The 24,488-nt window shown below is 36.2% G+C and carries 25 protein-coding genes; 13 read left to right on the plus strand and 12 right to left on the minus strand.

Annotation, left to right across the window (positions count from 1 at the left end):
• Nucleotides 1-24 precede the first annotated feature (24 nt).
• From BLS98_RS01420 to msrB, 4 genes are all read left to right on the plus strand, one after another.
• A complete protein-coding gene (locus BLS98_RS01420) occupies nucleotides 25-573 on the plus strand; it encodes an RNA polymerase sigma factor (RefSeq protein ID WP_089732875.1) in 549 nt (182 codons plus the stop codon).
• A gap of 2 nt (nucleotides 574-575) precedes the next feature.
• Complete coding sequence (locus tag BLS98_RS01425; protein WP_089732876.1) at nucleotides 576-845, plus strand: hypothetical protein; 270 nt, start codon at nucleotides 576-578, stop codon at nucleotides 843-845.
• Nucleotides 846-926: 81 nt separating this feature from the next.
• A complete protein-coding gene (locus tag BLS98_RS01430) occupies nucleotides 927-1,376 on the plus strand; it encodes a DUF417 family protein (protein ID WP_089734384.1) in 450 nt (149 codons plus the stop codon).
• Between the two features lie 17 nt (nucleotides 1,377-1,393).
• On the plus strand, nucleotides 1,394-2,494 hold the full coding sequence (gene msrB, locus BLS98_RS01435) for a peptide-methionine (R)-S-oxide reductase MsrB (protein WP_089734386.1): 1,101 nt from the start codon (nucleotides 1,394-1,396) through the stop codon (nucleotides 2,492-2,494).
• Between the two features lie 36 nt (nucleotides 2,495-2,530).
• Here msrB and BLS98_RS01440 read toward each other — a convergent pair whose 3' ends face one another.
• A complete protein-coding gene (locus BLS98_RS01440) occupies nucleotides 2,531-3,187 on the minus strand; it encodes a hypothetical protein (protein WP_089732878.1) in 657 nt (218 codons plus the stop codon).
• A 194-nt stretch (nucleotides 3,188-3,381) separates the two neighbouring features.
• Here BLS98_RS01440 and BLS98_RS01445 point away from each other — a divergent pair, with 194 nt between their 5' ends.
• From BLS98_RS01445 to BLS98_RS01465, 5 genes are all read left to right on the plus strand, one after another.
• On the plus strand, nucleotides 3,382-4,731 hold the full coding sequence (locus tag BLS98_RS01445; protein WP_089732880.1) for an AAA family ATPase: 1,350 nt from the start codon (nucleotides 3,382-3,384) through the stop codon (nucleotides 4,729-4,731).
• 160 nt (nucleotides 4,732-4,891) lie between these two features.
• Nucleotides 4,892-5,998, plus strand: coding sequence for an NAD(P)/FAD-dependent oxidoreductase (locus BLS98_RS01450; protein ID WP_089732882.1), 1,107 nt, complete (start codon nucleotides 4,892-4,894; stop codon nucleotides 5,996-5,998).
• Between the two features lie 5 nt (nucleotides 5,999-6,003).
• On the plus strand, nucleotides 6,004-6,483 hold the full coding sequence (locus BLS98_RS01455; RefSeq protein WP_089732884.1) for a hypothetical protein: 480 nt from the start codon (nucleotides 6,004-6,006) through the stop codon (nucleotides 6,481-6,483).
• Nucleotides 6,484-6,678: 195 nt separating this feature from the next.
• A complete protein-coding gene (gene prfB, locus BLS98_RS01460) occupies nucleotides 6,679-7,791 on the plus strand; it encodes a peptide chain release factor 2 (protein WP_089732886.1) in 1,113 nt (370 codons plus the stop codon).
• Nucleotides 7,792-7,876: 85 nt separating this feature from the next.
• Nucleotides 7,877-8,572 (plus strand): DedA family protein, encoded by a 696-nt coding sequence (locus BLS98_RS01465; RefSeq protein ID WP_089732888.1) that lies wholly within the window; start codon nucleotides 7,877-7,879, stop codon nucleotides 8,570-8,572.
• Between the two features lie 126 nt (nucleotides 8,573-8,698).
• Here BLS98_RS01465 and BLS98_RS01470 read toward each other — a convergent pair whose 3' ends face one another.
• Genes BLS98_RS01470 through BLS98_RS01485 form a run of 4 tightly spaced genes read right to left on the minus strand, consistent with a single transcriptional unit; the run spans nucleotide 8,699 to nucleotide 11,194 of the window.
• On the minus strand, nucleotides 8,699-9,568 hold the full coding sequence (locus BLS98_RS01470) for an alpha/beta hydrolase (RefSeq protein ID WP_089732890.1): 870 nt from the start codon (nucleotides 9,566-9,568) through the stop codon (nucleotides 8,699-8,701).
• A gap of 55 nt (nucleotides 9,569-9,623) precedes the next feature.
• Nucleotides 9,624-10,052, minus strand: a complete 429-nt coding sequence (locus BLS98_RS01475; protein WP_089732892.1) for an SRPBCC domain-containing protein — start codon at nucleotides 10,050-10,052, stop codon at nucleotides 9,624-9,626.
• 60 nt (nucleotides 10,053-10,112) lie between these two features.
• Nucleotides 10,113-10,706 (minus strand): Crp/Fnr family transcriptional regulator, encoded by a 594-nt coding sequence (locus BLS98_RS01480; protein WP_089732895.1) that lies wholly within the window; start codon nucleotides 10,704-10,706, stop codon nucleotides 10,113-10,115.
• An 11-nt stretch (nucleotides 10,707-10,717) separates the two neighbouring features.
• Nucleotides 10,718-11,194 (minus strand): tetratricopeptide repeat protein, encoded by a 477-nt coding sequence (locus BLS98_RS01485; protein WP_089732898.1) that lies wholly within the window; start codon nucleotides 11,192-11,194, stop codon nucleotides 10,718-10,720.
• A gap of 155 nt (nucleotides 11,195-11,349) precedes the next feature.
• On the opposite strand from BLS98_RS01485, the gene BLS98_RS01490 reads away from it, so the two are divergent.
• The gene (locus tag BLS98_RS01490) at nucleotides 11,350-12,231 is read left to right on the plus strand and encodes a DUF808 family protein (protein WP_089732901.1); all 882 of its coding nucleotides are present in this window, start codon (nucleotides 11,350-11,352) and stop codon (nucleotides 12,229-12,231) included.
• A gap of 399 nt (nucleotides 12,232-12,630) precedes the next feature.
• Here BLS98_RS01490 and dnaJ read toward each other — a convergent pair whose 3' ends face one another.
• The 5 genes from dnaJ to proS all read right to left on the minus strand — a co-directional run bounded on the left by dnaJ (nucleotide 12,631) and on the right by proS (nucleotide 18,981).
• Complete coding sequence (gene dnaJ, locus BLS98_RS01495; protein WP_089732902.1) at nucleotides 12,631-13,749, minus strand: molecular chaperone DnaJ; 1,119 nt, start codon at nucleotides 13,747-13,749, stop codon at nucleotides 12,631-12,633.
• A 101-nt stretch (nucleotides 13,750-13,850) separates the two neighbouring features.
• On the minus strand, nucleotides 13,851-14,387 hold the full coding sequence (locus BLS98_RS01500) for a nucleotide exchange factor GrpE (RefSeq protein ID WP_089732904.1): 537 nt from the start codon (nucleotides 14,385-14,387) through the stop codon (nucleotides 13,851-13,853).
• A gap of 222 nt (nucleotides 14,388-14,609) precedes the next feature.
• Entirely contained in the window at nucleotides 14,610-15,947 is a 1,338-nt protein-coding gene (locus tag BLS98_RS01505) for an Nramp family divalent metal transporter (RefSeq protein WP_089732906.1), read from the minus strand.
• Nucleotides 15,948-16,060: 113 nt separating this feature from the next.
• Nucleotides 16,061-17,389: an OmpA family protein gene (locus BLS98_RS01510; protein ID WP_089732907.1), complete on the minus strand. Its 1,329-nt coding sequence runs from the start codon at nucleotides 17,387-17,389 to the stop codon at nucleotides 16,061-16,063.
• Between the two features lie 116 nt (nucleotides 17,390-17,505).
• Complete coding sequence (gene proS / locus BLS98_RS01515; protein ID WP_089732909.1) at nucleotides 17,506-18,981, minus strand: proline--tRNA ligase; 1,476 nt, start codon at nucleotides 18,979-18,981, stop codon at nucleotides 17,506-17,508.
• Between the two features lie 142 nt (nucleotides 18,982-19,123).
• On the opposite strand from proS, the gene BLS98_RS23705 reads away from it, so the two are divergent.
• Nucleotides 19,124-20,224 carry a prolyl-tRNA synthetase gene (locus BLS98_RS23705; protein WP_167356153.1) on the plus strand — a complete coding sequence of 367 codons (1,101 nt, stop codon included), beginning with the start codon at nucleotides 19,124-19,126 and terminating at the stop codon, nucleotides 20,222-20,224.
• Nucleotides 20,225-20,257: 33 nt separating this feature from the next.
• Nucleotides 20,258-21,661 (plus strand): OmpP1/FadL family transporter, encoded by a 1,404-nt coding sequence (locus BLS98_RS01525; RefSeq protein WP_089732911.1) that lies wholly within the window; start codon nucleotides 20,258-20,260, stop codon nucleotides 21,659-21,661.
• A gap of 80 nt (nucleotides 21,662-21,741) precedes the next feature.
• Here the strand turns inward: BLS98_RS01525 and BLS98_RS01530 are convergent, their stop codons facing one another.
• Both BLS98_RS01530 and BLS98_RS01535 read right to left on the minus strand, forming a co-directional pair.
• Nucleotides 21,742-22,449 carry a ZIP family metal transporter gene (locus BLS98_RS01530; protein WP_089734390.1) on the minus strand — a complete coding sequence of 236 codons (708 nt, stop codon included), beginning with the start codon at nucleotides 22,447-22,449 and terminating at the stop codon, nucleotides 21,742-21,744.
• A gap of 2 nt (nucleotides 22,450-22,451) precedes the next feature.
• Nucleotides 22,452-23,177, minus strand: a complete 726-nt coding sequence (locus BLS98_RS01535) for a class I SAM-dependent DNA methyltransferase (RefSeq protein ID WP_089732913.1) — start codon at nucleotides 23,175-23,177, stop codon at nucleotides 22,452-22,454.
• 137 nt (nucleotides 23,178-23,314) lie between these two features.
• On the opposite strand from BLS98_RS01535, the gene BLS98_RS01540 reads away from it, so the two are divergent.
• A complete protein-coding gene (locus BLS98_RS01540; protein ID WP_089732915.1) occupies nucleotides 23,315-24,481 on the plus strand; it encodes a THUMP domain-containing class I SAM-dependent RNA methyltransferase in 1,167 nt (388 codons plus the stop codon).
• Nucleotides 24,482-24,488 lie beyond the last annotated feature (7 nt).

Genomic DNA, 24,488 nt, shown 5'->3' on the forward strand with positions numbered 1-24,488 from the left:
AATGAAATACGCTTTACCCAAATAATGAAAAATGAAATACTGAAAATATGGATAGAACAATATTCCGGACCGCTTCTGAAGAAAGCATTGTATCTGCTTTCGAATAAAGAGGACGCTCAGGATGTTGTTCAGGATGTTTTTATTGCAGCCTTTTCCAATTATGATTCTTTTGAAGGGAAAAGTCAGCCGCTCACATGGCTGATGGCTATACTTCATAGAAAAGTTGCTGATTTTTACCGGCAAAAATATAAATCAGAGCCGAATGTAAGATTGGATCATTTTTTTGATGAAACAGGATCATGGAAGAATAGCGATGTTTTAAATGACTGGAATGTTTCAAGAGAATCTGAACTTTTAGATAATTCTGATTTTAATAAGACCCTCGAAGAATGTATTGAAGAACTCCCTGCCAGATGGAAAATTCTACTAAAAATGTACTACATCGAAGAAAAAAAAGCACCCGATGTAAGTCAGGAATTGAATGTTTCTACGACTAACCTCTGGAAGATCCTTCAAAGAAGCCGGATGCAGCTTAGAGAATGTCTGGAGTTTAACTGGTTTTCAAAAGTATAGAGATGATAAGAAAAATCCTACATATATTATTTTTGCCATGCAGTGAAGCTACTTTGCTGATGGAGAAACGTAATGCCCAATCTATTTCAGCCAAAGAAAATAGAAAACTCAATATGCACCTGATGATCTGTAAATTTTGCAGGATGTACAATGAGAAATTAGCAATGCTGGATAAGATCTTTAAGAAGACTATTACAGAAAAAAACACTGAAATTAATGAGTCTGAAATTCAGGACTTTAAAAATAGAATAATTGATAAATTAAATTTTTAAGAAGAATTTTGTCAGGATTTTGAAACTGTTCCGACTATACTTTTGAAAACAAATAAAAGTATTCATTCAAAATCTAAAAAAATGATAGGAACAGGACAAACAACAAGAAAGAATCAATCAACGTATACTCTAGGGTATTATATTTCTCTTTTCGGAGCAGCACTCATCTTGCTTTGGATTGGGATTTTCAAATTTACACCAACGGAAGCAGCGGCAATAAAACCTCTGGTAGAAAACCATTTCTTAACCTTTTTCGTATATAAAGTAATGAGTGTTCAGGCAGTGTCAAATCTTATCGGAGCGATAGAAATTATCATTGCTTTACTCCTGATATTTAGTGCGAAATTTGCATTGTTAAAAAGATATGCAGGAATTGGAATGGTTGTTACTTTTCTGGTGACATTAAGCTATCTGTTTACCACTCCGGGAATGTGGAAAGTGGTAGATGGTGTACCTGTAACAGACTTCTTTATTTTAAAAGATCTGATGCTTTTAGGATTTGGATTCATGATTTTACAAAACAAGAAATAATGAATAAAAAGCTAAATATGAAAAATATATTAATTGTACTCGGAATTATCCTGGGTATCGCAGTTTTTGCTGCAGAGAGTGGGCTTTTTAAAAAGAATAAGCCGGTTGAAACAAACTTGAAAAAAGAAAAACAGGAAATTATGGATAATAGAAACGTAAGGGAAATTTATTTTGCAGGCGGATGTTTTTGGGGAACAGAGCATTTTTTTCAACAGATTCGTGGAGTAGTAGGAACAGAAGTAGGCTATGCTAACGGGAAAACTCAGAATCCTACCTATGAAGAAGTAGTAAGCCACACAACAGGGTTTGCAGAAACCGTGAAAGTGAAATATGATCCTGAACAAGTGGATTTGAAATTATTGATTGATCTGTATTTTAAAACGATTGATCCTACAAGCCTTAATCAACAGGGAAATGACAGAGGTGATCAATATAGAACGGGAATTTATTTTACAGATAAAACAGATGAAGCTCTTGTAAAAGATGAAGTTCAGAAGCTGGCAAAAGGATATAGCAAACCGGTTGTAGTAGAAACAATTGCTTTGAAAAATTTCTACAAAGCAGAAGATTATCATCAGGATTATTTAGATAAAAATCCAGGCGGATACTGTCATATTGAACCAGGCCTTTTTGAAATGGCTAAAAAAGCTAACCCACTTCCTAAAGCAACCTCGTATCAAAAACAAGATAAAAAAGTTTTAAAGCAGAAACTAACAGCAGAACAATATAATGTAACGCAGGAAAACGGTACTGAAAGAGCTTTTCAAAATGAATACTGGAATGAAACCCGTGAGGGAATTTATGTAGACATCACCACAGGAGAACCTTTGTTTGTCTCAACAGATAAATTTGAATCAGGTTGTGGATGGCCAAGCTTTTCAAAACCAATCACCAAAGGTCTGATTGATGAAAAACTGGACCGTACCCACGGAATGACAAGGGTAGAAGTAAGAAGTAAAACAGGAGATGCTCATTTAGGACACTTATTTACGGATGGCCCTGAAGATAAAGGCGGACTTCGTTACTGCATCAACAGTGCTTCCCTGAAGTTTATTCCAAAAGCGGATATGGAAACAAAAGGATACGGAAAATACCTTCCGTTGTTAGATAAAAAGTAAATTGAAAGAGAGGCTGCCATTGGGCAGCCTTTTATTTTAGTTAGATGTATATAGCTTAAATCGTTCTTTAAAACTTAGGATTGAAAGGTAAGATAGGATAAGAAATCCCAATATCAGAAAATAAGCTTCCTTGGTGAGAAGAGTCAGAAAGTATTGAGTCTTATCAAAAATATTAGGTTCAGGAAAATCATCTATCAATGAACCGTGGTCTATTCCTTGCACAACATCATTACAAAGCAAGCAAGGTTCTGCCAACGGGTATGGATCCAGATAAGTTACAGGCACAAGAAGATTTCCTGTTTTCTCCATATCCAAAACATATTCCTCATGTTTCGAAATAGCCATATCATTAAGAAGAGAAACAAAATCTCCATAGGTGTTTTCTTTCCCTAGAATAAACTCAATGCCGGTATGTCTCTCATTTCTTTTTTGTAATGCTCTTACTTCTGAAACATATAAGGCTGAATTTTCTTTTGCTTTACCAGTCGGAACCTCTATTTTTTTTAGATCAAAATTTCTTACAGGTTCAAGAGGATTATTATCATTGCTTTTGCCTTTCGTTGATTTGGCAGGAATTCCAATGTCAATCACTGAAGTGGTTATTTCTTCAATTTTTCTGTTTCCAAAATGCCACAGCAAAACAGGGATCACTAATGCACTGATTAATCCTGGAGCATAATATATTCTTTTCATTCGCTTAGTTTTTGATAAAATTATAAAATAATAGGGAAGTGAAAAATTATATAGCCCTGAATTTCCTTTTTTAACACAATTAAACCAAAACATAAGCGTATTCATAAAAATCAAGTTAAAATGATATTAAATGAAAATGAATTCATAGATTTTCAAGATTAAAATATTAAATTTGATAGAACTAATAGGGAATTATGAAGCTAATTGAACTCGCAGAAGAACTGAATGTTTCTGCAGAAGCGATAAAACAGTTTATACAGGATTTTGATCTTGAATTGGTAGACTGCATCAGTACTAATTTTGAAGTAAAAGAGGATTTTGAAAAATTTGCCCGTGAAAATGTAGATTTTTTAAGGTTATACGAAAAGGATTTGGATAAGAACAAAACCTTGGAGCAGATTGCTGAGGTCATCAATCAACCAAAGGATAAAGTAGAAAAAGCAATTAAAGACAATGATCTTAATATTTTTGATAATGGCTTTTTCAAATCTTCCATTTCCAGTTATGGAATCGATAACAAAATTGGAGGGAATTATAAGTTCGTATACGACTATTTTGGGCATAAAACCAGCCTCCAGCAAAGAGATTTTATAGGCTATAGAGACCTGTTTTTTTATACATCAGCGGTTCTTGAACCATTTTTAAATCCTCAACAGATTAAAGACTGGGGAATCAATAAACCAGCCGGGATTATTTTGTATGGTCCTCCGGGAAGTGGGAAGATTTTCTGGGCTAATAAAATTGCTGAAATCATAGGCTATCAGTTCAAAGAAGTGAAAAAACACTATCTGGGAACATCATTAATTGATGGCAATCAGATTAATTTCAGTGACTTTCTTTTAACCATGATGAAAGAAAATAAAATGCTGCTTTTTCTTGATGATTTTGATGAAATTATGATGCAAAGGAAAGCAGACAACGATATTGCATCCTGTAATCTGGAAGCGCAGGAGCTTATTCTCCATTATATCGGAAAGTTTGAGAAAGAAGGAGTACTGATGGTTGGTTCAGCCAATTCTGTATCCGAAATTGATGAAGAAATTTTAGCTCCGGGAAGATTTGATGTCATGATTCCTATATTTCCACCTAATGCTTCTGAGCGTTCTGAAATTATCTTATATGCAATGACTAGAGGACTGGAAGAAGATTCTCTATTGTATAAAATTCTTAAAAATAATAAAGCAGATAAAGTCCCTTTCTGGCATGACGTTGCTTCAAGAATGAAAGCCTTCAGCAATACCATGCTGATTGATTTTACTCAGAGCTTAAAGAAACGAATCAAAAACCTTTACCAAAGAACCCGAAACGAAAAGCTTAAAATAGATCAAAAACTTATCAATGGAGCGTTAAGAGATGCTGCTGCAAAGCTTACTGAGGAATATCTCGATCAGGTAGCCCGATTTTTAGCAGATGCTATCATCAATAATTTTGACGAATTCCGTTTTAGAATTCAGGCTTTAAAAAATGAACTTGAAACCTATAAAGTAGTTGAGGAGCCTAGACGGGCAATCGGCTTTCACCATAACGGGGAGAAAGAAGAGTAAGCAGGATACGAGATTCGGGTACGAATAATGAAATGTTGGAATAGCAGGAGTTAAAACTGTAATCATCCAATAATTTCCTTTTTCAACCCTTTGTCTCTCATCTATCCGTCTATTTTCTTTTCGTCTTACATTTTCCATTATCATCAATTACTCATTACTCATGATCAGCATCTGGGAACAGGAAACTTTTTACCGTAAAAGAGATATTATCATTATTGGAGCCGGATTTTCCGGACTCTGGACAGCTATTTCCATTAAGGAGACATTTCCTGAGAAATCTGTATTGATTATTGAAAGAAATGCTGTTCCATTAGGGGCTTCCACACGGAATGCCGGTTTTGCCTGCTTCGGAAGCCTTACAGAAATCATTGCTGATTCCCGGAAAATGGGTTGGGAAAAGACATTGGATCTTGTTAGAATGAGGTTTGAAGGACTTCAGAAGATCAGACAGTATTTTAAAAGCGATGAAATAGACTTTGAACTCAGCGGAGGTTATGAGATCCTGAATAATAATGAACCTTTGCAGAACTTACATGAAGTAAATGAAAAACTTAAGTCTGTAACCGGACTTGAAGAAACCTATTCTCTACAACAGAACAAAATAAAAGAATTCGGGTTGGGTAAATCCCAGTTCCTGATTGAAAATCCATGTGAAGGAAGCCTGCATTCCGGAAAACTGTTACAGAAACTTTTGGAAAAATGTTATGAATTGAAGGTAGAGTTCTTGTTGGGAACTGAAGTGAAAAATATAGAGGAAACTTCTGATGAGGTGAATATCTATCTTCCAGAGGATCTTTCTGTAAAAGCAGATCAATTAATTCATTGTACTAATGCATTCAGTTCTACGTTCCTGAAAAATGAAAATATAATTCCTGCCAGAGGGCAGATTCTCCTTACGGAACCTATAGAAAATTTAAAATTAAAAGGGACTTTCCATTATGATGAAGGATTTTATTATTTTAGAAACCTCGGAAACTGTGTATTGTTAGGTGGCGGAAGAAATCAGGATTTTAAAACGGAAGAAACTACAGCTTTTGAAACCACAGAATTCCTGCAAAGCCACTTGGAAAATTTCCTGCAGGAAGTTATTGTACCGAATCAGGAATTTAAGATTGCACTACGCTGGTCAGGAATTATGGCGATGGGAGATGCAAAAACACCAATCATAAAAAGACTCTCAGAAAGACAGCTTTGTGCTGTACGACTTTCCGGAATGGGAGTGGCATTGGCGCCTAAAGTTGGTGAGATAATAACCACTATGATTTAAATACAATGAAATATTTACCTTTTGAACATATTATTTATAGTACCAATTTGTCTGAAGAGGAAGTGTTCACAAGACTTTCCGGTTTTGTTGAACCTGAAAAATTTGGTTTTAAAAAAAGATCTGACAAGGAATATGAAGGATATGTATATGAGAGTGGTTTTGAAATCAGTAGAATTATAAAAAACAGGAATTCTTTTGCTCCTGATATAAGTGGAATCATTCAGAAAAATAACAAAGGGGCACAAATTGAGGTTAAAATGAGGCTGAAGTGGTATGTACTCATTTTTTTGATAGGTTGGTGTTTGTTGGCAATCCTTTTTTTATTGGTTATGTTAGTTAAAGTAAGAGATATAATAGACATTCTTCTTCCGCTATTTATGCTGGCGTTTGTGTATGCTTTAACAATGATTGGCTTTAAAATAGAAAGCAATCAATCAAAAGATGATTTTAAAAAGTATTTTGCAGCAGAAATAGAGAGAGAATAGACAATGAGATAATAGACGAAGAGATGAGAAACGTGAGATAGAGAAAAAGGTTCTAAGGAAGATTAAAAGATGAGACTTGCTTTATTGGGGATTTTAAACTTCAAACCTTAAGTTTTAGATGACGAACTCTGAACATTGCACTCTTAGCTTTCCACTCTAAAAGAAATCCCTTATTTTTGCAGAAAAGAAAGAATCGTGATAAACAACGACCAGATAAAAGAAGTTCAATCCAGAATTGAAGACTTACACAGATATTTACAGATTGAAAAAAAGAAGATCGAAATAGCCAATGATGATGAAAAGACCGCGGCTCCTGAGTTTTGGGATAATCCTAAGACTGCAGAAGCTTTCCTGAAGCAGCTTCGTTCCAAGAAAAAATGGGTGGAAGGCTATGATGAAATTCATACTCAGTTTGAAGATTTGCAGGTATTGGTTGACTTTGCTAAAGAAGATCCCGATTCCGAAAAAGAACTGGATGAAACATTCCCGCAGCTGGTAGAAAAAATAGAAGACCTTGAATTCAAGAATATGCTTTCCAATGAAGGTGATGAGTTGTCTGCGGTTCTTCAGATCACTGCCGGTGCCGGAGGAACAGAAAGTTGTGACTGGGCATCCATGTTGATGAGAATGTACACCATGTGGGCAGAAAAACAAGGCTATAAGATTCGTGAACTGAATTTCCAGGAAGGAGATGTAGCCGGGGTGAAAACTGTTACCCTTGAAATAGAAGGTGAATTTGCTTTCGGATATTTAAGAGGTGAAAACGGAGTTCACAGATTGGTAAGAATCTCACCTTTCGATTCGAATGCTAAACGTCATACCAGCTTTGTTTCTGTATATGTTTATCCTTTAGTAGACGATACGATTGAAATTAATATTAACCCTGCTGATATATCCTTTGAAACGATGAGGTCTTCCGGAGCCGGAGGTCAGAACGTAAACAAAGTAGAAACAGCCGTACGTCTTCGTCACGCACCTACCGGAATTATCATTGAAAACTCAGAGTCCCGTTCACAGCTTCAGAACAAAGAAAAAGCAATGCAGCTCTTACGTTCCAGATTATATGAAATGGAATTGGAAGAACGTATGAAAGCCAGAAATGAGATTGAAGCCAACAAAATGAAGATCGAGTGGGGAAGTCAGATCAGAAACTACGTCATGCATCCTTATAAATTGGTGAAAGATGTACGCTCAGGCCATGAAACTTCGGATGTGGACGCGGTAATGAACGGAAATCTTACACCTTTCCTTAAAGCATTCCTGATGGCCGATGGTACCGCTGTTTCCGACGATGATCTCGACTTATAAATATCATGTGAAATTTTAGTTAAAATCTTATAATTAATTTTTGTTTCAGACATTTTAGACTTACTTTTGTTGTTCATCGATATATATGGAAGATTTCAATAGCTGGAAGGATTTATTAAACCCGGAGTTTTATATTAAAATGGGAGGGTTTTGGCTTATTTTATTTATTGTGTTTGCTGAAACAGGTCTTTTTGTAGGTTTTTTCCTACCCGGAGATTCACTATTGTTCGTTTCAGGGATTTATGCCGTTGAAATCATCAAAGAGACGTTTGGATCTACAGGAAGTGATTTCTTAGATACAACGATCCTTGCCTCAGGGGTAGCGCTTGCTGCCATTATAGGAAATGAAGTAGGATATTATTTCGGAAGAAAAGCAGGACCTGCTCTATACAAAAGACCGGATTCAATGCTTTTTAAGAAGAAATATCTTTATCAGGCTCATGATTTCTTTGAAAAACATGGTGCTCTGGCAATCATTATGGCAAGATTCTTACCCGTGGTGAGAACTTTTACTCCAATTGTTGCAGGGATTGTGAAGATGGATAAGAAAGAATTCCTAAGAGATAATGTCATTGGTGCAGTACTATGGTCATTTATTTTGATCTTTGCAGGACACTATCTTGATAAGCTTTTCATGGAACAGTTTAATATAAATCTAAAAGAAAAGCTAGAATATATTATCATTGTCATTGTATTGGTAACAACACTTCCGGTGATTATCAAATTCATGTTCGGAAAGAAAGAAGACTTTTCTAAATACGAAAACAAAGATTTTGAATAGAATTCAAATTCACTAAAAATATAAGGCTGTCTCAATTCGAGATAGCCTTTTTTATTAGCTACAAATGCCGAATAAAAAGATTTGTGCATTCTCGTGGCTAATTTAGTTTTTAGAAGCATGAATAGGTTATTTCCTAATCCAATCAAGAATGTTGGGATAGATAATGCTGTCTCTTTTCCTTTTACTGAAGAATCTTGGTGCATGACCTGTTTTCTCCATAAAAACAAATTTGTGAGGAATATTCATCCTGGTTAATGCTGAATCCATGGCAATTCCCTGATGTTGGTTGACTAAAAAATCATGGTTTCCCTGGAATAATAGAGTAGGGACATGGGTGATATTAGCAATAGGACTGGCTTCTTTAAAAGCTTCTGAAAGATTTTTACGATCAAATTGAGTTCCCACTACCTTTTGAATCGTAGGAGAAGTATATTTAGAATAAAAAGAATTCAGATATTCAGGGCTGTAAAAATCGGTAGGACCACTTAAAGAAATGATCTTTTTAACCTGATCCGGATGTTGGTAGCCATAAAGTAAAGCCAGGTGCCCACCAGCACTTTCACCAAGAATAACATAATTGTCAGGTTGTAGTTCTGCCTTTTCGGCTAAAGAATTAAATTTTTTAATCACAGAGCCAATATCCTCAAGCTGTTGTTTATAAGTGATTTTTTTCTTTTGAGAAACCAATCGATAATTCATATTGATGCTTGGGATCTTATTTTTGAAAAGCATTTTCTGGATCTGGATCATGTGTTCCTTTTTTCCCAGCGTCCAGGCTCCGCCATGTACAATAAGAACCACAGGAGCATTTTCTGGATAATCTTTGGGAAGAAAAACATCCATTTTTTGTCTTTTATGCTCCCCGTATTTTAAGTTGTAGATTTTCTGCTGACCATCGGGGCCCACCCAAACTCTGAATTTCGTGTTACAAGACTGCAAAAGGAAACTGATGCACCCCATAACGAAAAAATGATACCTGAGAATGAGCTTTTTCATGTATCAAATGTAAGAAAAATATAGTGGCTTATATACAGTTTCAAACGTTTTCCGCTCAGCTTTTTTCAGCTAATTCTTTTAATTTCTGATTCATGAGATTGAAGCCGATTGCTGTATTGTCAAAATTAAAAAACGGAACAAGGAGACCTGAAAATTGCTCTGATTGGATAAATTGAGTGGTCCCATTTTTATTGTCAATCAATTCAAAGTGGTGTTCACCATCAAATATCCCTTTAAATAATAATTTTCCTAACCATTTCAGTTCTTTATTCTCTTTTTTCGATAAGACTACAGGCTTGAAGACCATCCCTTTTCCTTCTTTGGGCTTGATGGTGACCTGTATTTGGTTGCCTTCTTCTACAGATCCTTGAATCTCAGTAATAAAAGGATTCCAGGTTGGGTAATTATCAAAGTTTGATAATATTTTCCATATTTTTTCAGGAGTAGCATGAATGATTATTTCTGTTTCGATTTTCTTTGACATGATACATGATTTTACATGAGCAAAGTTCGGGGAGAAGAATAGAAATCTACTTGACAAAAATCAAGAATTTCCTGTGGCTATTTTATTTCTGATTCTACTGAAGGTCTCAGAAGTCATACCAAGCATTGATGCAATATACTGCAATGGAACCTGGTTGAATAATTGAGGGTTTTCATTAAAAAAGTAGACATATCTTTCTTCGGCAGTCATTGATAAATGATTATGAATCCTTGTCTCCATAGTAGTGAAACAATGAATAATAAAGGCTTTTTCTAAGATATGCCATCGGGTAATCCTGTTTTGTAGTTTTTCATAATCATCCCTATTGATGGTATATAGTTCAGTGTCTGTAAGAGCTTGGATATCCCATCTGGCAGGAATATCAGACATAAAACTAGAGAGATCTGCCACAAAATACCCCTGCGTTGAAATCCATTGTGTAATTTCTTTCTTTTCAGTGTCGCAAAAGATCCTTAAAAGTCCTGATTTGATAAAACTTAGTTTTGTGCTTTTCTTCCCCGATTTCAGAAAAAAATCATTCTTTTTGAGAATTTCCGGTTTAAAAAAAGAAACAATTGTTTTTAGATCATCCGGATCGATATTCGGAAAATATGAAGTGAGGCTTTGCTCAAAATTAGTATTTATTTTGGTCATGATTTAAGAGATTATAGGTTTTCAGCATATCGATTCAGAGAATTATTGTATCTGGGTAAATGTTTGGAGATTGCTTTTAAGGCTAATGATAGTGCTTCTCTGTATTCTCCTGCTGAAGAAAGAGACAGCGCTAGAAAAGAATCCACGGCATCATTCAGTTCATCCGAGTAGTTTTCTTTTTCTTCTCTTAAAATATCAATGCTTTCTTCTATTTTTCCGTTATTCCTTAATGTACTTGCTAGCTGAATTCTTGCTCTTCTCCTTCTTAAACCGGATAATCCCAGGTCTAATGCTGTTCTGTATAAAGGCTCAGCTTCCTCTTCATGTCCGGTGGAGTCAAAAGCACATGCCACTTCAAACTCAGCAATGCCTTGTGAATCTGAAAGTAGGAGGACATGATCTTTAATCTGTTGAATAAATACTTCGTTGGTTATTGTCCCAAGCTTCTGCCAGATACTCTGTAATTGGGTTTCCCAGTTTTCATCCATTCTATAGGTTTTAAACAAAGATATAAAATATTGAAGGCGGGGGAGTGTTTTATCATTCTCATCATTCTTAAAATTATTGTCGTATTATGAATTAAAAAATGGAATTAAATATTTATTTTTGCTGAACTTAACAAAGATTAAAAAAAAATTAAAATATGGCATCAGGCTTTTTTGCAATTTTAGATGATATTGCAGCATTGATGGATGATGTAGCAGTTACCAGTAAAATAGCTACACAGAAAACAGCAGGTATTTTGGGAGATGACCTGGCTGTAAATGCAGAAAAAGCCACTGGCTTTCTTTCTTCCAGAGAAATTCCGGTTCTATGGGCTATCACCAAAGGATCATTTATCAATAAACTGATTATTCTTCCTATTGCGTTTCTGCTCAATTGGCTCTATAAGCCTGCGATTGAGATGATCCTTATTCTGGGAGGTTTATACCTTGCTTTTGAAGGGGTAGAAAAAATCATTGAATTCCTGTTTCACCGTTCCAAAAAAGGACATGAGGTAGTGGAGGAGAGCAAAGAAGATGAAGATTCTGAGGTTTCTGAAAAAGCTAAAATCAATTCAGCGATCAGAACAGACTTTATTCTTTCCATTGAAATTGTAATTATTGCTTTGGGAACGGTAATCCAACAGGAACACCCACTTCTTACGCAAATTCTTACAGTTACTTTTGTTTCATTCATTGCAACGGTAGGGGTTTACGGAATTGTTGCTCTTATTGTAAGAATGGATGATGCAGGTTTTAAATTAATCAAAAAAAGCCACGATAAAGGATTCTTTTCAAAACTTGGGCATCTTTTGGTGAAAGCATTACCCATAATCATCAAGATTTTAGGTGTTGTAGGAACCATTGCCCTGATCTTAGTTTCAGGAGGAATTTTCGCCCACAACATTCATTATCTGCATGAATTGCTACCAACATGGCCGGATATTTTAAAAGAATTTACTTTCGGAATGGTAGGAGGATTGGCTGCGGTTCTTGTTTTCACCATAGGAAAAGCAATCTATTCCTTAGCTACAAAAAAATAATTGAAGCAAAATATAATAAAAGAATCCTGTATCATTTTGATGCAGGATTTTTTTATGAGTTTCATTCAAATAGAAATCTTTAAATAATCATAACAAACTATTTGTCATTCTATAGGAATTTTGCTTTACATTTTATTTTGCTGTGTTGAGATTCCTCCTTCGTCGGAATGACAAAAACACTTATGGGGTTCTTTAATTATGAAGAATAAAGTATTGCTTGTTAATTGATTTTTTTACTCAAGCTGATTGAACAGATTACGCTGTTTTTTTAAGCACACTCTTTGTCATTCTGAAAGAATCTAAACGGTTGAAAGGGCAGAAATCAATTTTGAATTCAGAAGTACAGTGCAGAATATCCATACGTTTTAAACAAAAAAAGAGGCCTAGGCCTCTTTTATATTAATTGAATAAATCTTTTACTTTATCAAAAAAAGTTTTTTCCTTTCCGGATGGTTCCGCAACCATTTCTCCGCTGGACATCTGCTTTTCAAAGAAGTCTTTCTGCTCCTTAGTAAGCTTTTGTGGTGTCCAAACATTGATATGAATAAACATGTCTCCTTTACCATAGCTGTCAATGCTTGGAAGACCTTTTCCTGCTAATCTTAAGATTTTTCCGGATTGAGTTCCTGGGTCAACAGTGATTTTCACTTTTCCACCTACTGTAGGAATTTCTTTTTTCGTTCCTAACGCAGCTTCAGCAAATGAAACATACAATTCCTGGTGAAGGTTGTCACCTTCTCTCTTGATGGTTTGATCTACTTCCTCTTCGATGATCACTAATAGATCACCCGGAGTACCACCAAACGGAGCATCATTTCCTTTTCCTCTTACATTAAGCTGAATTCCGTCTCTTGCTCCTGCAGGAATATTAATGGTGATTTCTTCCTCATCTTTTACAAGACCCTGAGCATTTGCTCCGGCAGGAATTTTATCAGCAACTTTTCCAATTCCCTGACAAGTACTACAAGTAGTCTGAGTCTGCATTTGACCAAACATAGTGTTCATCACTTTAAGCTGAACACCGGAACCGTTACAGGTAGGACAGGTTTTTGAAGTGGCACCTTCTGCCATCTTCATTTTTTTAACTTTAATGGTCTTGTGAGTTCCGTTTACCATTTCCTCAAGGTTCAGCTTGATTCTGATTCTTAAATTAGAACCTTTCACCTGCTGGCGACCACCGCCGCCACCGCCAAATCCTCCGAAACCACCACCGAAAATATCTCCAAACTGGCTGAAAATATCTTCCATGTTCATTCCGCCTCCGAAGCCTCCGCCTCCGAAACCTCCATTTCCACCCATTCCGGCGTGACCGAATTGGTCATATCTGGCACGTTTCTGATCGTCGCTTAATACTTCGTAAGCCTCAGCAGCTTCTTTAAATTTTTCTTCAGCCTCCTTATCCCCTGGATTTTTATCCGGGTGGAATTTGATAGCCATTTTACGGTATGCTTTCTTTATTTCGTCGGCAGATGCAGATTTGCTGATCTCAAGAACCTCGTAATAATCTCTTTTTGACATGACAATTTAATAATTGATTGTTGATAAATGATAAAAGATATTGTAAAGCTAATAAGTGAAACATTCATCAATTATCACTCATCATTTATCATTTATGAATTTTAGTTTCCTGTTACTACTTTTGCAAAACGGATTACCTTGTCACTCAAAGTATACCCTGTTTCAATAACATCTACGATTTTCCCCTTCAGGTCCTCAGATGGAGCAGGAATTTGGGTAATAGCCTCATGGAAATCTACATTGAAACTGTCACCAGCTTTCACTTCCATCGCTTTTAATCCTTTTTCAGTAAGTTTATTTTTGAATTTCTGATAGATAAGTTCAACCCCTTGAAGATCAGTTGGATTTCCGTTTTTAGCGATTTCTTTTAATGCTCTTTCAAAATCATCTAAAACGCCCAACATAGAAACCATCATATCCTGATTCGCATATTGGAAGAATTCCATTTTCTCCTTAGAAGTTCTTTTTTTATAGTTTTCGAATTCAGCATATAATCTGATGTAACGGTCTTTTTCTTCTGCCAAAAGTTCCTCAGCAGAAGGAGTAGTTGTCACATTGTCCTGAGACGTAGCCTCATTCTGAATTGTGTTATCTTCCTGATTATTGATGCTTTCTTCGTTAATATCCTGATTTTCCATAATTCAATATTTATTTACTCAATTGTTTGACAAAGACTCTGCCAAAGGAAAAAACAGGACATTAAGGCAGAAAAATAATAGTGATTATACTGAACAGATCTAAAACGACAGACGTAATAACATCATTACTTATTATTCATGATGAGTATTCCGGAGAATAGTCAAAACATGCCTGTAACTCATCAAACTCAATCACCCTCAAACTCTCGAACCTCTTATCAATTACTGCTCTCCCATAAATGTCTGATACAACAGATACACATTTAAAACAATGATAATAATGGAAATAATCCATACACAAACCTTCAAGAAAGGTTTATTCACAAATTCTCCCATTTTAGCTTTGTCGTTGGTAAACATCACTAACGGAACTACGGCGAAACTTAATTGCATAGATAAAATAACCTGGCTTAAAACCAATAATTCTGTTGTTCCTTGTTCTCCGTAAAGGATGGCAACAATTAATGCAGGAATAACGGCAATTAGTCTTGTGATAAGTCTTCGTAGCCATGGTTTTAATCTGATATTTAAAAAACCTTCCATCACGATCTGACCGGCTAAAGTTCCTGTAAGGGTTGAGTTTTGCCCGGAAGCCAATAATGCGATTGCAAATGCAATACTTGCCATTGAAGCTCCTAAAATAGGAGTTAACATCTGATAAGCATCATGAATGTCAGCTACATGCTGATTTCCTGTAGTATGAAAAGTGGCGGCAGCAAGGATTAAAATAGCAGCATTGATAAAAAATGCCAGCATCAAGGATACGGTACTGTCTAAGGTAGCAAATTTGATGGCCTCTTTCTTACCTTCCGTATCACGGGTATAATCTCTTGTCTGTACGATGCTGCTGTGAAGGTACAAGTTGTGTGGCATCACGGTAGCTCCTAAAATTCCAATGGCTATATAAAGCATAGCCGGGTTTTGAATGATTTCTTTTTGTGGAACCAATCCACCAAGAATTTCATTAAAAGCAGGTTTTGAAATAACAATTTCATAGGCAAAGCAGGCCAGAATGATGAAAATAAGTCCACCAACAATACTTTCAATCCATCGAAATCCTTTTGCCTGAAGGAGAAGAATAACCAATACGTCTACAGTCGTAATTACAATTCCCCAAGTGAGAGGAATATGAAATAATAGGTTCAAAGCTATGGCTGAACCAATGACTTCGGCGAGATCGCAGGCGGCAATGGCTATTTCACAGAATACCCAGAGAATGAAATTGGTAGTAGGACTGAAGTGGTCTCTACAGGCTTGCGCCAAATCTCTTTCAGCGACTACTCCCAGCTTAACAGATAAATGCTGTAAAACTACCGCAAAAATATTGGAGATAAGGATTACGGAAAGCAGGGTATACCCAAATTGGGCTCCTCCGGCAATATCAGTAGCCCAGTTTCCCGGATCCATATAGCCAACAGCAATCATAAGCCCAGGTCCTGCAAAGGCAAGGTATTTTCTCCAAAAACTGGCATTTTTTGGAACTTTAATAGAAGAATAAACTTCTGATAAAGAGTGTGATGTTTTATCTTTTCGCCAAGCGCTTTTTAAATTGAAATTCATAAATGTTAGAAATGACTAACAAATTTAATTAAATAAATGTAAACACAAAAAAGATAGCATAAAAAAATCCCGGAAAGTGATTTCCGGGATTCAATTTTTATTGATTCTAAAGATTATTTAGCAAATCTTACAGACATTTTTCTGTCAGCAGCTCTTTCAGCATCAGAAGCTTTTGCGTCTACTTTAGCAAATTTACTTCCGTAACCTTCAGCTCCAAGTACCTGAGCACCAACTCCTGCTTTTGCTAAAGCAGCTTTGATGAAGTCAGCTCTTGCCTGAGATAGTTTTACGTTAGAAGCTTCGTTTCCTGTTTTATCAGTATATCCACCGATTTTGATTTTTGAATCAGGGAAAGCTTTAAGAATCGCTACTAAGTTTTCCATTTGTCCTTGGGATCCAGCCTCTAACTCAGTAGAGCTACCCATTTTAAAGTTAACATGGTCGAAATCGTACCATTTTTCTTTCAATACAGCATCATCTGCTGCATTTTTGTATCCTCCGGATTTCAGGAATGAAATCATCTGATCTTCCATACCACCTTTGTATCCTTTCAGCATTACTCCGTTAAGGTCGATGTTTTCATCGGTTTTAGCTGCAGGAGTAGCTGTGGTAGCTGGAGTGGATGTCGTTGCAGAAGCAGTATCTGTATGTGTTCCTGTTGAGTCTGAGGTAGAAGTCATTGTAGTCGTCGTTTGCTTCTTCTCACACTGTTTCCAAAGGAAATATCCAGCTGCTATTAATAATAAAAGCGGAAGCAACCATTTCCAGATTGAGCCTCCGCCTTGATTATTGTTGTTATTTTCAAATTGTTCTCTTATTTCTCTTGCTCCATCGGTAACATTTTCTCTTGCTGTAGCAACACCTTCAGCGATGTTATCTTTAGCAGTAGAAGTTACTGAAGAAACGGTTTCTTTAGCCTGACCGAACCAATTTTCAGCTCCTAATCCAAAAGAAGCCAAAGAAAGACCTGCCGGCAATAAAGAAGAAATAATGCCTTTCTGATCATTCAGTAAGCCGGAAATACCTGAAGCACCCAAATTATTGTCTGCTGCATATTTTCCTACTGTGCCTACTGTAGCCCCGGTAACCAGGTTTAACAAAGAACCTGCAGAATTGTTGCTGATTCCCGAAAAACTGGCAATGGAATTCACTAATCCGCCTACTTTATCTCCAAAAAGAGAAGATAATAAAGTGGTAATAATAGGGTTACTAGATGATCCACCTAATAAGTTTCCTAAAATTCCGCTTGAAGAGGCTTTCGTAATAGCATCCACAACGCCAGGGTTGTCTGCGTTATTGGCTAATCCACCTACTACAGCAGGTAACAAGCCACCAATTGCTTTAGAAATTCCTGATTCGCTTTCTCCAAACTGTGAAGCAGCCTGTGAAACCAAAGCAGGACCTAATTGTCCTTTAATTAAATCAATGACATTTAAAGACATAATAAATTTTTTTAGATTAATGTTGAGATAAATTTAAACAAAAATCCGTCTAAATGTCATTTTTTTTTCAATAATTGTTGAAAAATTAACGAAATTTTCTAAAATCGTTAAAATTATTAATACGCTTTTGCGAATAATACACGTCTCTTAGATGGTTTTCCGGAAATCAATGAAATACCTTCCTCAATGTCATCATCTAACGGAATACATCTGATAGTAGCCTTCGTTTCGTCCTTAATTTGCTCTTCTTCTTCATCAGTACCATCCCAGTGTGCATAGATAAATCCACCTTTTTCTTCAAGAACTTTCTTGAATTCTTCGTAAGTATCTACTTTAGTGATGTTATTTTTTCTGAATTCAAATGCTTTGTTATAAATATCCTGCTGAATCGTTTTCAATAATTCCTCGATATAAGTATCTAAACCTTCGATAGAACGAACTTCTTTAGTAAGGTTGTCTCTTCTCGCAATTTCTACCGACTTGTTCTCAAGATCTCTTGGTCCCATTGCAATTCTTACCGGAACTCCTTTCAATTCATATTCTGCAAATTTCCATCCTGGTTTGTTATGAGTGTCGTTATCAAACTTCACAGAAATACCTTTAGCTTTTAATTTAGCCTGAATATCTAAAGCCACTTCACTAATTTGTGCCAATTGCTCTTCTCCTTTGAAGATAGGAACAATTACTACCTGAATTGGAGCCAATGTTGGAGGCAATACCAATCCGAAGTCATCAGAGTGGGTCATAATTAAAGCTCCCATCAAACGCGTAGATGTTCCCCAAGATGTTGCCCATGCATGTTCAATTTTTCCTTCTTTGTTCGTGAATTTCACATCAAATGCTTTTGCGAAATTCTGTCCTAAGAAGTGAGATGTTCCTGCCTGAAGAGCTTTACCATCCTGCATTAATGCTTCAATACAGTAAGTTTCATCTGCTCCTGCAAATCTTTCAGAAGGTGTTTTTAATCCCTGAACTACAGGCATTGCCATAAAGTTTTCTGCAAAATCTGCATATACTTTATTCATTTTTTCAGCCTCTTCTACCGCTTCATCTTTAGTAGCATGAGCTGTATGCCCTTCCTGCCATAAGAATTCTGCCGTTCTAAGGAAAAGACGGGTTCTCATTTCCCAACGTACAACGTTTGCCCATTGGTTGATAAGGATAGGAAGGTCTCTGTAAGACTGGATCCAGTTTTTATAGGTATTCCAGATAATTGCTTCAGAGGTAGGACGAACAATAAGTTCTTCTTCCAATTTTGCATCCGGATCTACAATCAGTTTTGAAGGATTGTCAGGATCGGTTTTTAATCTGTAGTGGGTAACTACTGCACATTCTTTTGCAAAACCTTCTGCATTTTTTTCCTCAGCCTCAAATAAGCTCTTGGGCACAAAAAGCGGGAAATATGCGTTAACGTGACCTGTTTCTTTGAATTTCTTATCCATTTCATCACGCATTTTTTCCCAGATTGCATAGCCATACGGTTTGATTACCATACATCCACGTACTCCTGAGTTTTCAGCTAAATCAGCTTTTACAACCAGCTCGTTATACCATTTGCTGTAATCTTCGCTTCTTGAGGTTAATTTTGCCATTATCTTTTAAAATTTTTTTAACTTTTGCACATTATTGTTATCTAAAAATAAAAATCTATTTTTGATAGATTTTTTAATCAGTATTGGTACATTTTTGGTACAGATTGCAAATATAATTTAAATTAAAAATTTTTACGTTATCATGAAAAGAAATATACATAAAAATTTGCTTGGTCTGCTAAAATCCAAAGGGATATTAGCAATATCAGGTGGATTATTGCTTATGTCTTGTGGTGCTCAGATGGGAGGGTATAGCGAGACGGATGGGGTATATTATGACCCTAATAAGGATACGCTGCCGGAAGGAGTTATCATTAATGGTGGCGGAAACAGAGTAGGAGATTACTACGACTACTATCAGGATTCTAATGTGATTCAGAATGCACAGACGAATTCCAGAGAACAGCAGAATAAATATAACGATTGGAGTGATGTGGATGCCAACTGGGGAAATGCTACAAACTCTGACTGGGGAATGTATGCAGGTTCTCAAACCAATTACTATGACAATTCCTGGGGATCTCCTTGGGGCTGGTATGGAGGATATAATCCATATTGGGGCTGGAACCGTGGCTGGGGCTGGGGTGCTGGTCTATCATGGGGTTGGGGCGGATCCTTCGGCTGGGGCTGGGGAGGCTCTATTGGCTGGGGAAGTCCATGGGGATATTCTCCTTATTGGGGCGGATATTATGATCCATTCTGGGGTGGCTATTATGGAAACCCATGGGGCTACGGAGGTGGCTACTGGGGAGGTGGTTATAACAGAAGAGTTTATATGAGAAGTGGAAACAGTGGATCAGGAATGGGCAACGCTGTATACAGAACAAATACTGCTACCAACGGATTCAGAGATAGTAACGGATTTAGAAGTAATCCTACAGGTGGGTTCAGAAATGGAAACTCCGGTGGTTTTAGAAATGGGAACTCAAATGGAGGTTTCAGAAATGAAAGTTCAGGTGGGTTCAGAAATGGAAACTCTGGTGGTTTCAGAAACGGGAACTCAAATGGAGGTTTCAGAAATGAAAGTTCAGGTGGATTCCGTAATTCTACTCCTCCACAACAGCCAAGATACAATAATGGCGGTTTCAGATCCGGTGATTCCGGAGGCTTTAGAAACAGTGGTGGATTTAATAATAATTCCGGCGGTGGATTTAGATCTGGTGGATCATCAGGCGGTGGCGGCTTTAGAGGCGGTTCATCCGGCGGCGGTGGCGGTGGATTTAGATCCGGTGGCTTCAGATAATATTCAACTTCATAAAAAACTATTAAAAAAATAATGTTAAAAAAATCTTTAGTATTAATGGGTATTTCTGCCGCATTTTTTGCGCAGGCTCAAGATGTTTCATTAATAAGAAATACTGTAGATGTTTATTCAAGTACTCCTATGGTGGGATCTGCCAAGTTTAATGCAATGGCAGGTGCTAATGGAGCATTGGGAGGGGATGCAAATTCGCTGCTTACTAACCCGGCAGGTTTAGGAGTTGCTATTTCAGGAGAGGTTTCTGCAACTTTATCTATTATGGGTAATAAGAACAAAACTTCTTTTGGGGGACAGACTATAGATTATAGCAAAACGAGAGGGGATTTGGGAAATGCTGGCGGAGTAATTGCTTTTCCATTGATGACTGAATCAGCATGGAAGTTTATTAATATCGGGGTTAATTTTTCTAATCAATCCCTTGATAATGTTATACAGACTCCGGGAAATGCTAATATAACAGCTGCTTTGCCTGATGGAGCTGCTTCATTAGACGGACATGCATATTCAAGATATGGGAATTTATCAAAAATGAGTTTCGGTGTCGGAGCTAATTACAATCATACTTTCTATATTGGAGCAGGACTGAACTTTTTCAATGCTTCGGTAGATCAGTATGATAGATTAGGGCTACGAATGAATAAAAATAATTATGTTGATGTTTTTGAAAGACAGGATACTCCTTACTCGGAAAGGGCTTCCGGTTTCTCTGCTTCATTAGGGGTAATTGGAAAGTTAAGTCCTAATTTCAGAGTAGGAGCATCTCTTGAAACACCTACATTCTGGAATATTGATCGTGAGTTTAGCTTTTACAATAATCCACAGTATGGAAATGGTATAGCTCCTGAAGATAGAAAATTCACTTCTCCGCTTAAAGCAACTGTGAGTGCTGCATTTGTAGCCAGTAAAAACTTTTCATTGAACGTGGATTATACATTAGGTCTTACAAAACCTGATTATAAGGTATATGGACTAGTAGAAAGAGATCTGAATTCTTTCTTTAAGGAGAATTATAAGAACATGTCAGAAGTAAGAGTTGGGGCAGAATATAGAGTACAACAACTGAGATTAAGAGGTGGATATTCTTATTTATCCAGTCCTTTTGATGCACTTACTGTCAGCAGATTTGATAATGCTGGTAACATAGGAGATCAATCATATAGTAATCTTATGCTGAGCGACAGAAACTTGCTTTCTTTTGGTATTGGATATGATTTCAAATCATTCTATATTGATGCTTCTTATCAAAATGTAACTTCAAAATATAGTAATCCTTTCATGAGATCGGTTGTTGGAACTGATTATGACAGTGCTTATTATTCACTGGGTTCAAAATCTATCTATACAAGTGATGATTACGCAGTAAGTGAGGTTAAAAACAGCAGAAATAACTTCTTTCTTACGGTTGGTTGGAAATTCTAATTTCCAATTGATATAATGAAATAAAAATAAAAGCTCTGAATTTTAAAATTCAGAGCTTTTTTTATGTTTAAAAATAAGTTTTAATGATGGTGGAAAAGATGCATAATCAGAGCCAGGGAAACACCTAATACTACGAGTCCTATTTTAACCCAGTCAATATTATGGTTTTTATTGCTTTCAAAAATAATCACGGATGAAATGTGAAGGAAAATTCCGCCTACGATAGCCAGAAAATACGGCTGAAGGTTTGGATTAAAATAATTTCCCAATAACATTCCCATAGGGGAAGCCAATGCAAAAAGAGCTACGATTAATAGAGAAGGGTAAGACGATGAACCTTTTGATTCTCCTTTTCTATTGAATAAAAATGCTCCCAAAATAAATGAAATAGGAAGATTATGAAATACAATTCCTAAAAGGTAAGGAGATAGCTCATGCTCTTCATTAGCCAATGGAATTCCTTCAATAAATGCATGAATGAAAAGTCCTACCATTAAAGCCATTGGTAGGATATTATGCTCGCCATGATGATGGAAATGTCCATGTTCAAAGCCTTTGGTAAGTGCTTCCAGAATCATTTGCAGAAGAACTCCTGCAATAACGAATATTCCCAGATTGCTGCCCGCTGAAGAAGTATAAACCTCAGGAAAAACTTCGTTCAGGCAGATTGTAATCAGGAAACCGGCACTTAATACCAATAGATTTTTAGCCAGCTTTTCTTTTTTACCAAAGTGTTTTCCCAGAAAAACTCCGGCTAATACACTTAAAATCAGTAAAAGTACTGTTATCATTATTTTTTCTTAAATAAATTGATGCAACGTGGGGAACTCTCTTTATTAAATTCATTCAGTTGGTAATCTCCCCAGATTTTTACTCTTTCAAAACCACATTCTGAAGCATAGGTATGAATAGCTTCCAAGGTGTGAAGTTTTACTTTTTCAAAGAAATGAAAAGGCTGACCTTCTGTTTCGAAACGGATATCTTTAATAACATGTCTGCCTTCGATTTTTTTTAGAATTTTAAAATCAATATCACCACGGGTAATCATTGTTTCAGGAACCATTGTATTTCTTACATATTCCTCATTCAGATAATCCAGAACAAAATATCCTCCGGGTTTCAAAGCATTATATACAGATTGAAAAACCTTTTTGTCATCATTTTCATTATCAAAATAACCAAAACTTGTAAATAGATTGAAAACGGCATCCATTGGATCTGCATCAATCGGGTTTCGCATATCATGAACCTGAAAAATCAGGGTTTGATTTTCATATTGTTTATCAGATTCAATACTCTGTCTTGAAAGATCCAATCCTAAAACATCATAGCCCAATTTGTTGAGGAAAACAGAGTGTCTTCCTTTTCCACAGGCAAGATCAATGATCTTAGATTGAGGCGGAAGCTGTAGGTCCGCAGTAAGTTTTGTAATGAAGTTTTCTGCTTCAGTATAGTCTCTGTTGCTATAAAGCAAATGATAATAAGGGGTATCAAACCAAGATTCAAACCATTCCATAATGCAAAAATAACTAAATTTGTGGTCTTAAAAGCAAAGTATTTTACAACATGGAAAGATTGAAAAATTCAATTAACCGATGGTTTGGGTGGTTAATCTTTTAATTATTAATGCTTTAAAACTTTTAATTTAAAATTATGGATATAGAAAATCTACAAATACAGATCAAAACATTCTTCGGATTAGAACAAATTCTGGCGGAAGAAATCAAGAAATTAGGGGGAAGAAAGGTTGAAGTGAAAAACAGAGCGGTTAATTGTGAAGGAGATCTTGGTTTTCTTTATAAGATCAATTATTCTGCTAGAACGGCTTTAAAAATCCTGGTTCCGATCCACCAGTTTAAGGCTTTTAACCAGCACCAGTTCTATGACAGATTATTCAAATTTGAATGGGATGAATTTATGGATGTAGATCAGTCTTTTTCTATTGATGCTACAGTAAATTCTGAAACCTTCAAGCATTCTCAGTTTGTGACTTTAAAAATGAAGGATGCTATTGTAGATTATTTTCAGGAGAAACATAAAAGACGCCCGAATGTAGAAACCAGAACTCCGGATATTAAGTTCCATCTTCATATTGACAGGGAATTAGTGATGATTTCTATGGACTCTTCAGGTGATGCTTTATTTAAAAGAGGATACAGAAGAGAGCAGGGCGAAGCTCCAATTAACGAGGTGTTGGCAAGCGGAATGTTACAATTGGCAGGTTGGGACGGAAAAGGTAACTTCCTTGATCCAATGTGTGGTTCCGGAACATTACTGATTGAAGCAGCAATGATTGCTCTGGATCTTCCGGCTCAGATTTTCAGAAAAAGATTCGGATTTCAGAACTGGAAAAATTATGATGCTGATTTATTCTCTACAATTAAAGAATTTAGAATTAACAGAGTGAGGCAGTTTGATGGGAAGATTGTAGGGTATGATATTGATGCCAGAATGCTGAATGCAGCCAGAATGAATGTAGAGGCTGCTGAAATGGAGGATGTGATTGAAATCAGAAAACAAAATTTCTTTGATTCTAAAAAAGATCTTTTCCCATTATTAATGGTATTCAACCCACCTTATGATGAGAGAATTTCCATCAACGATGATGATTTCTATAAAAAGATAGGAGATACATTCAAAACGAATTATCCAAATACGCTTGCATGGTTAATTTCATCTGACCTGGAAGCCGTGAAAAAAATTGGGTTACGTCCATCAAGAAAAATCAAACTTTTCAACGGAAAGCTGGAAACAAGATTCTTACAATATGAAATGTACGAGGGAACGAAGAAGATCCATAAATTAGAGGATAAATCTTAAACAGAAT

The organism is Chryseobacterium jejuense (assembly GCF_900100075.1).
Classification (GTDB): Bacteria; Bacteroidota; Bacteroidia; order Flavobacteriales; family Weeksellaceae; genus Chryseobacterium; species Chryseobacterium jejuense.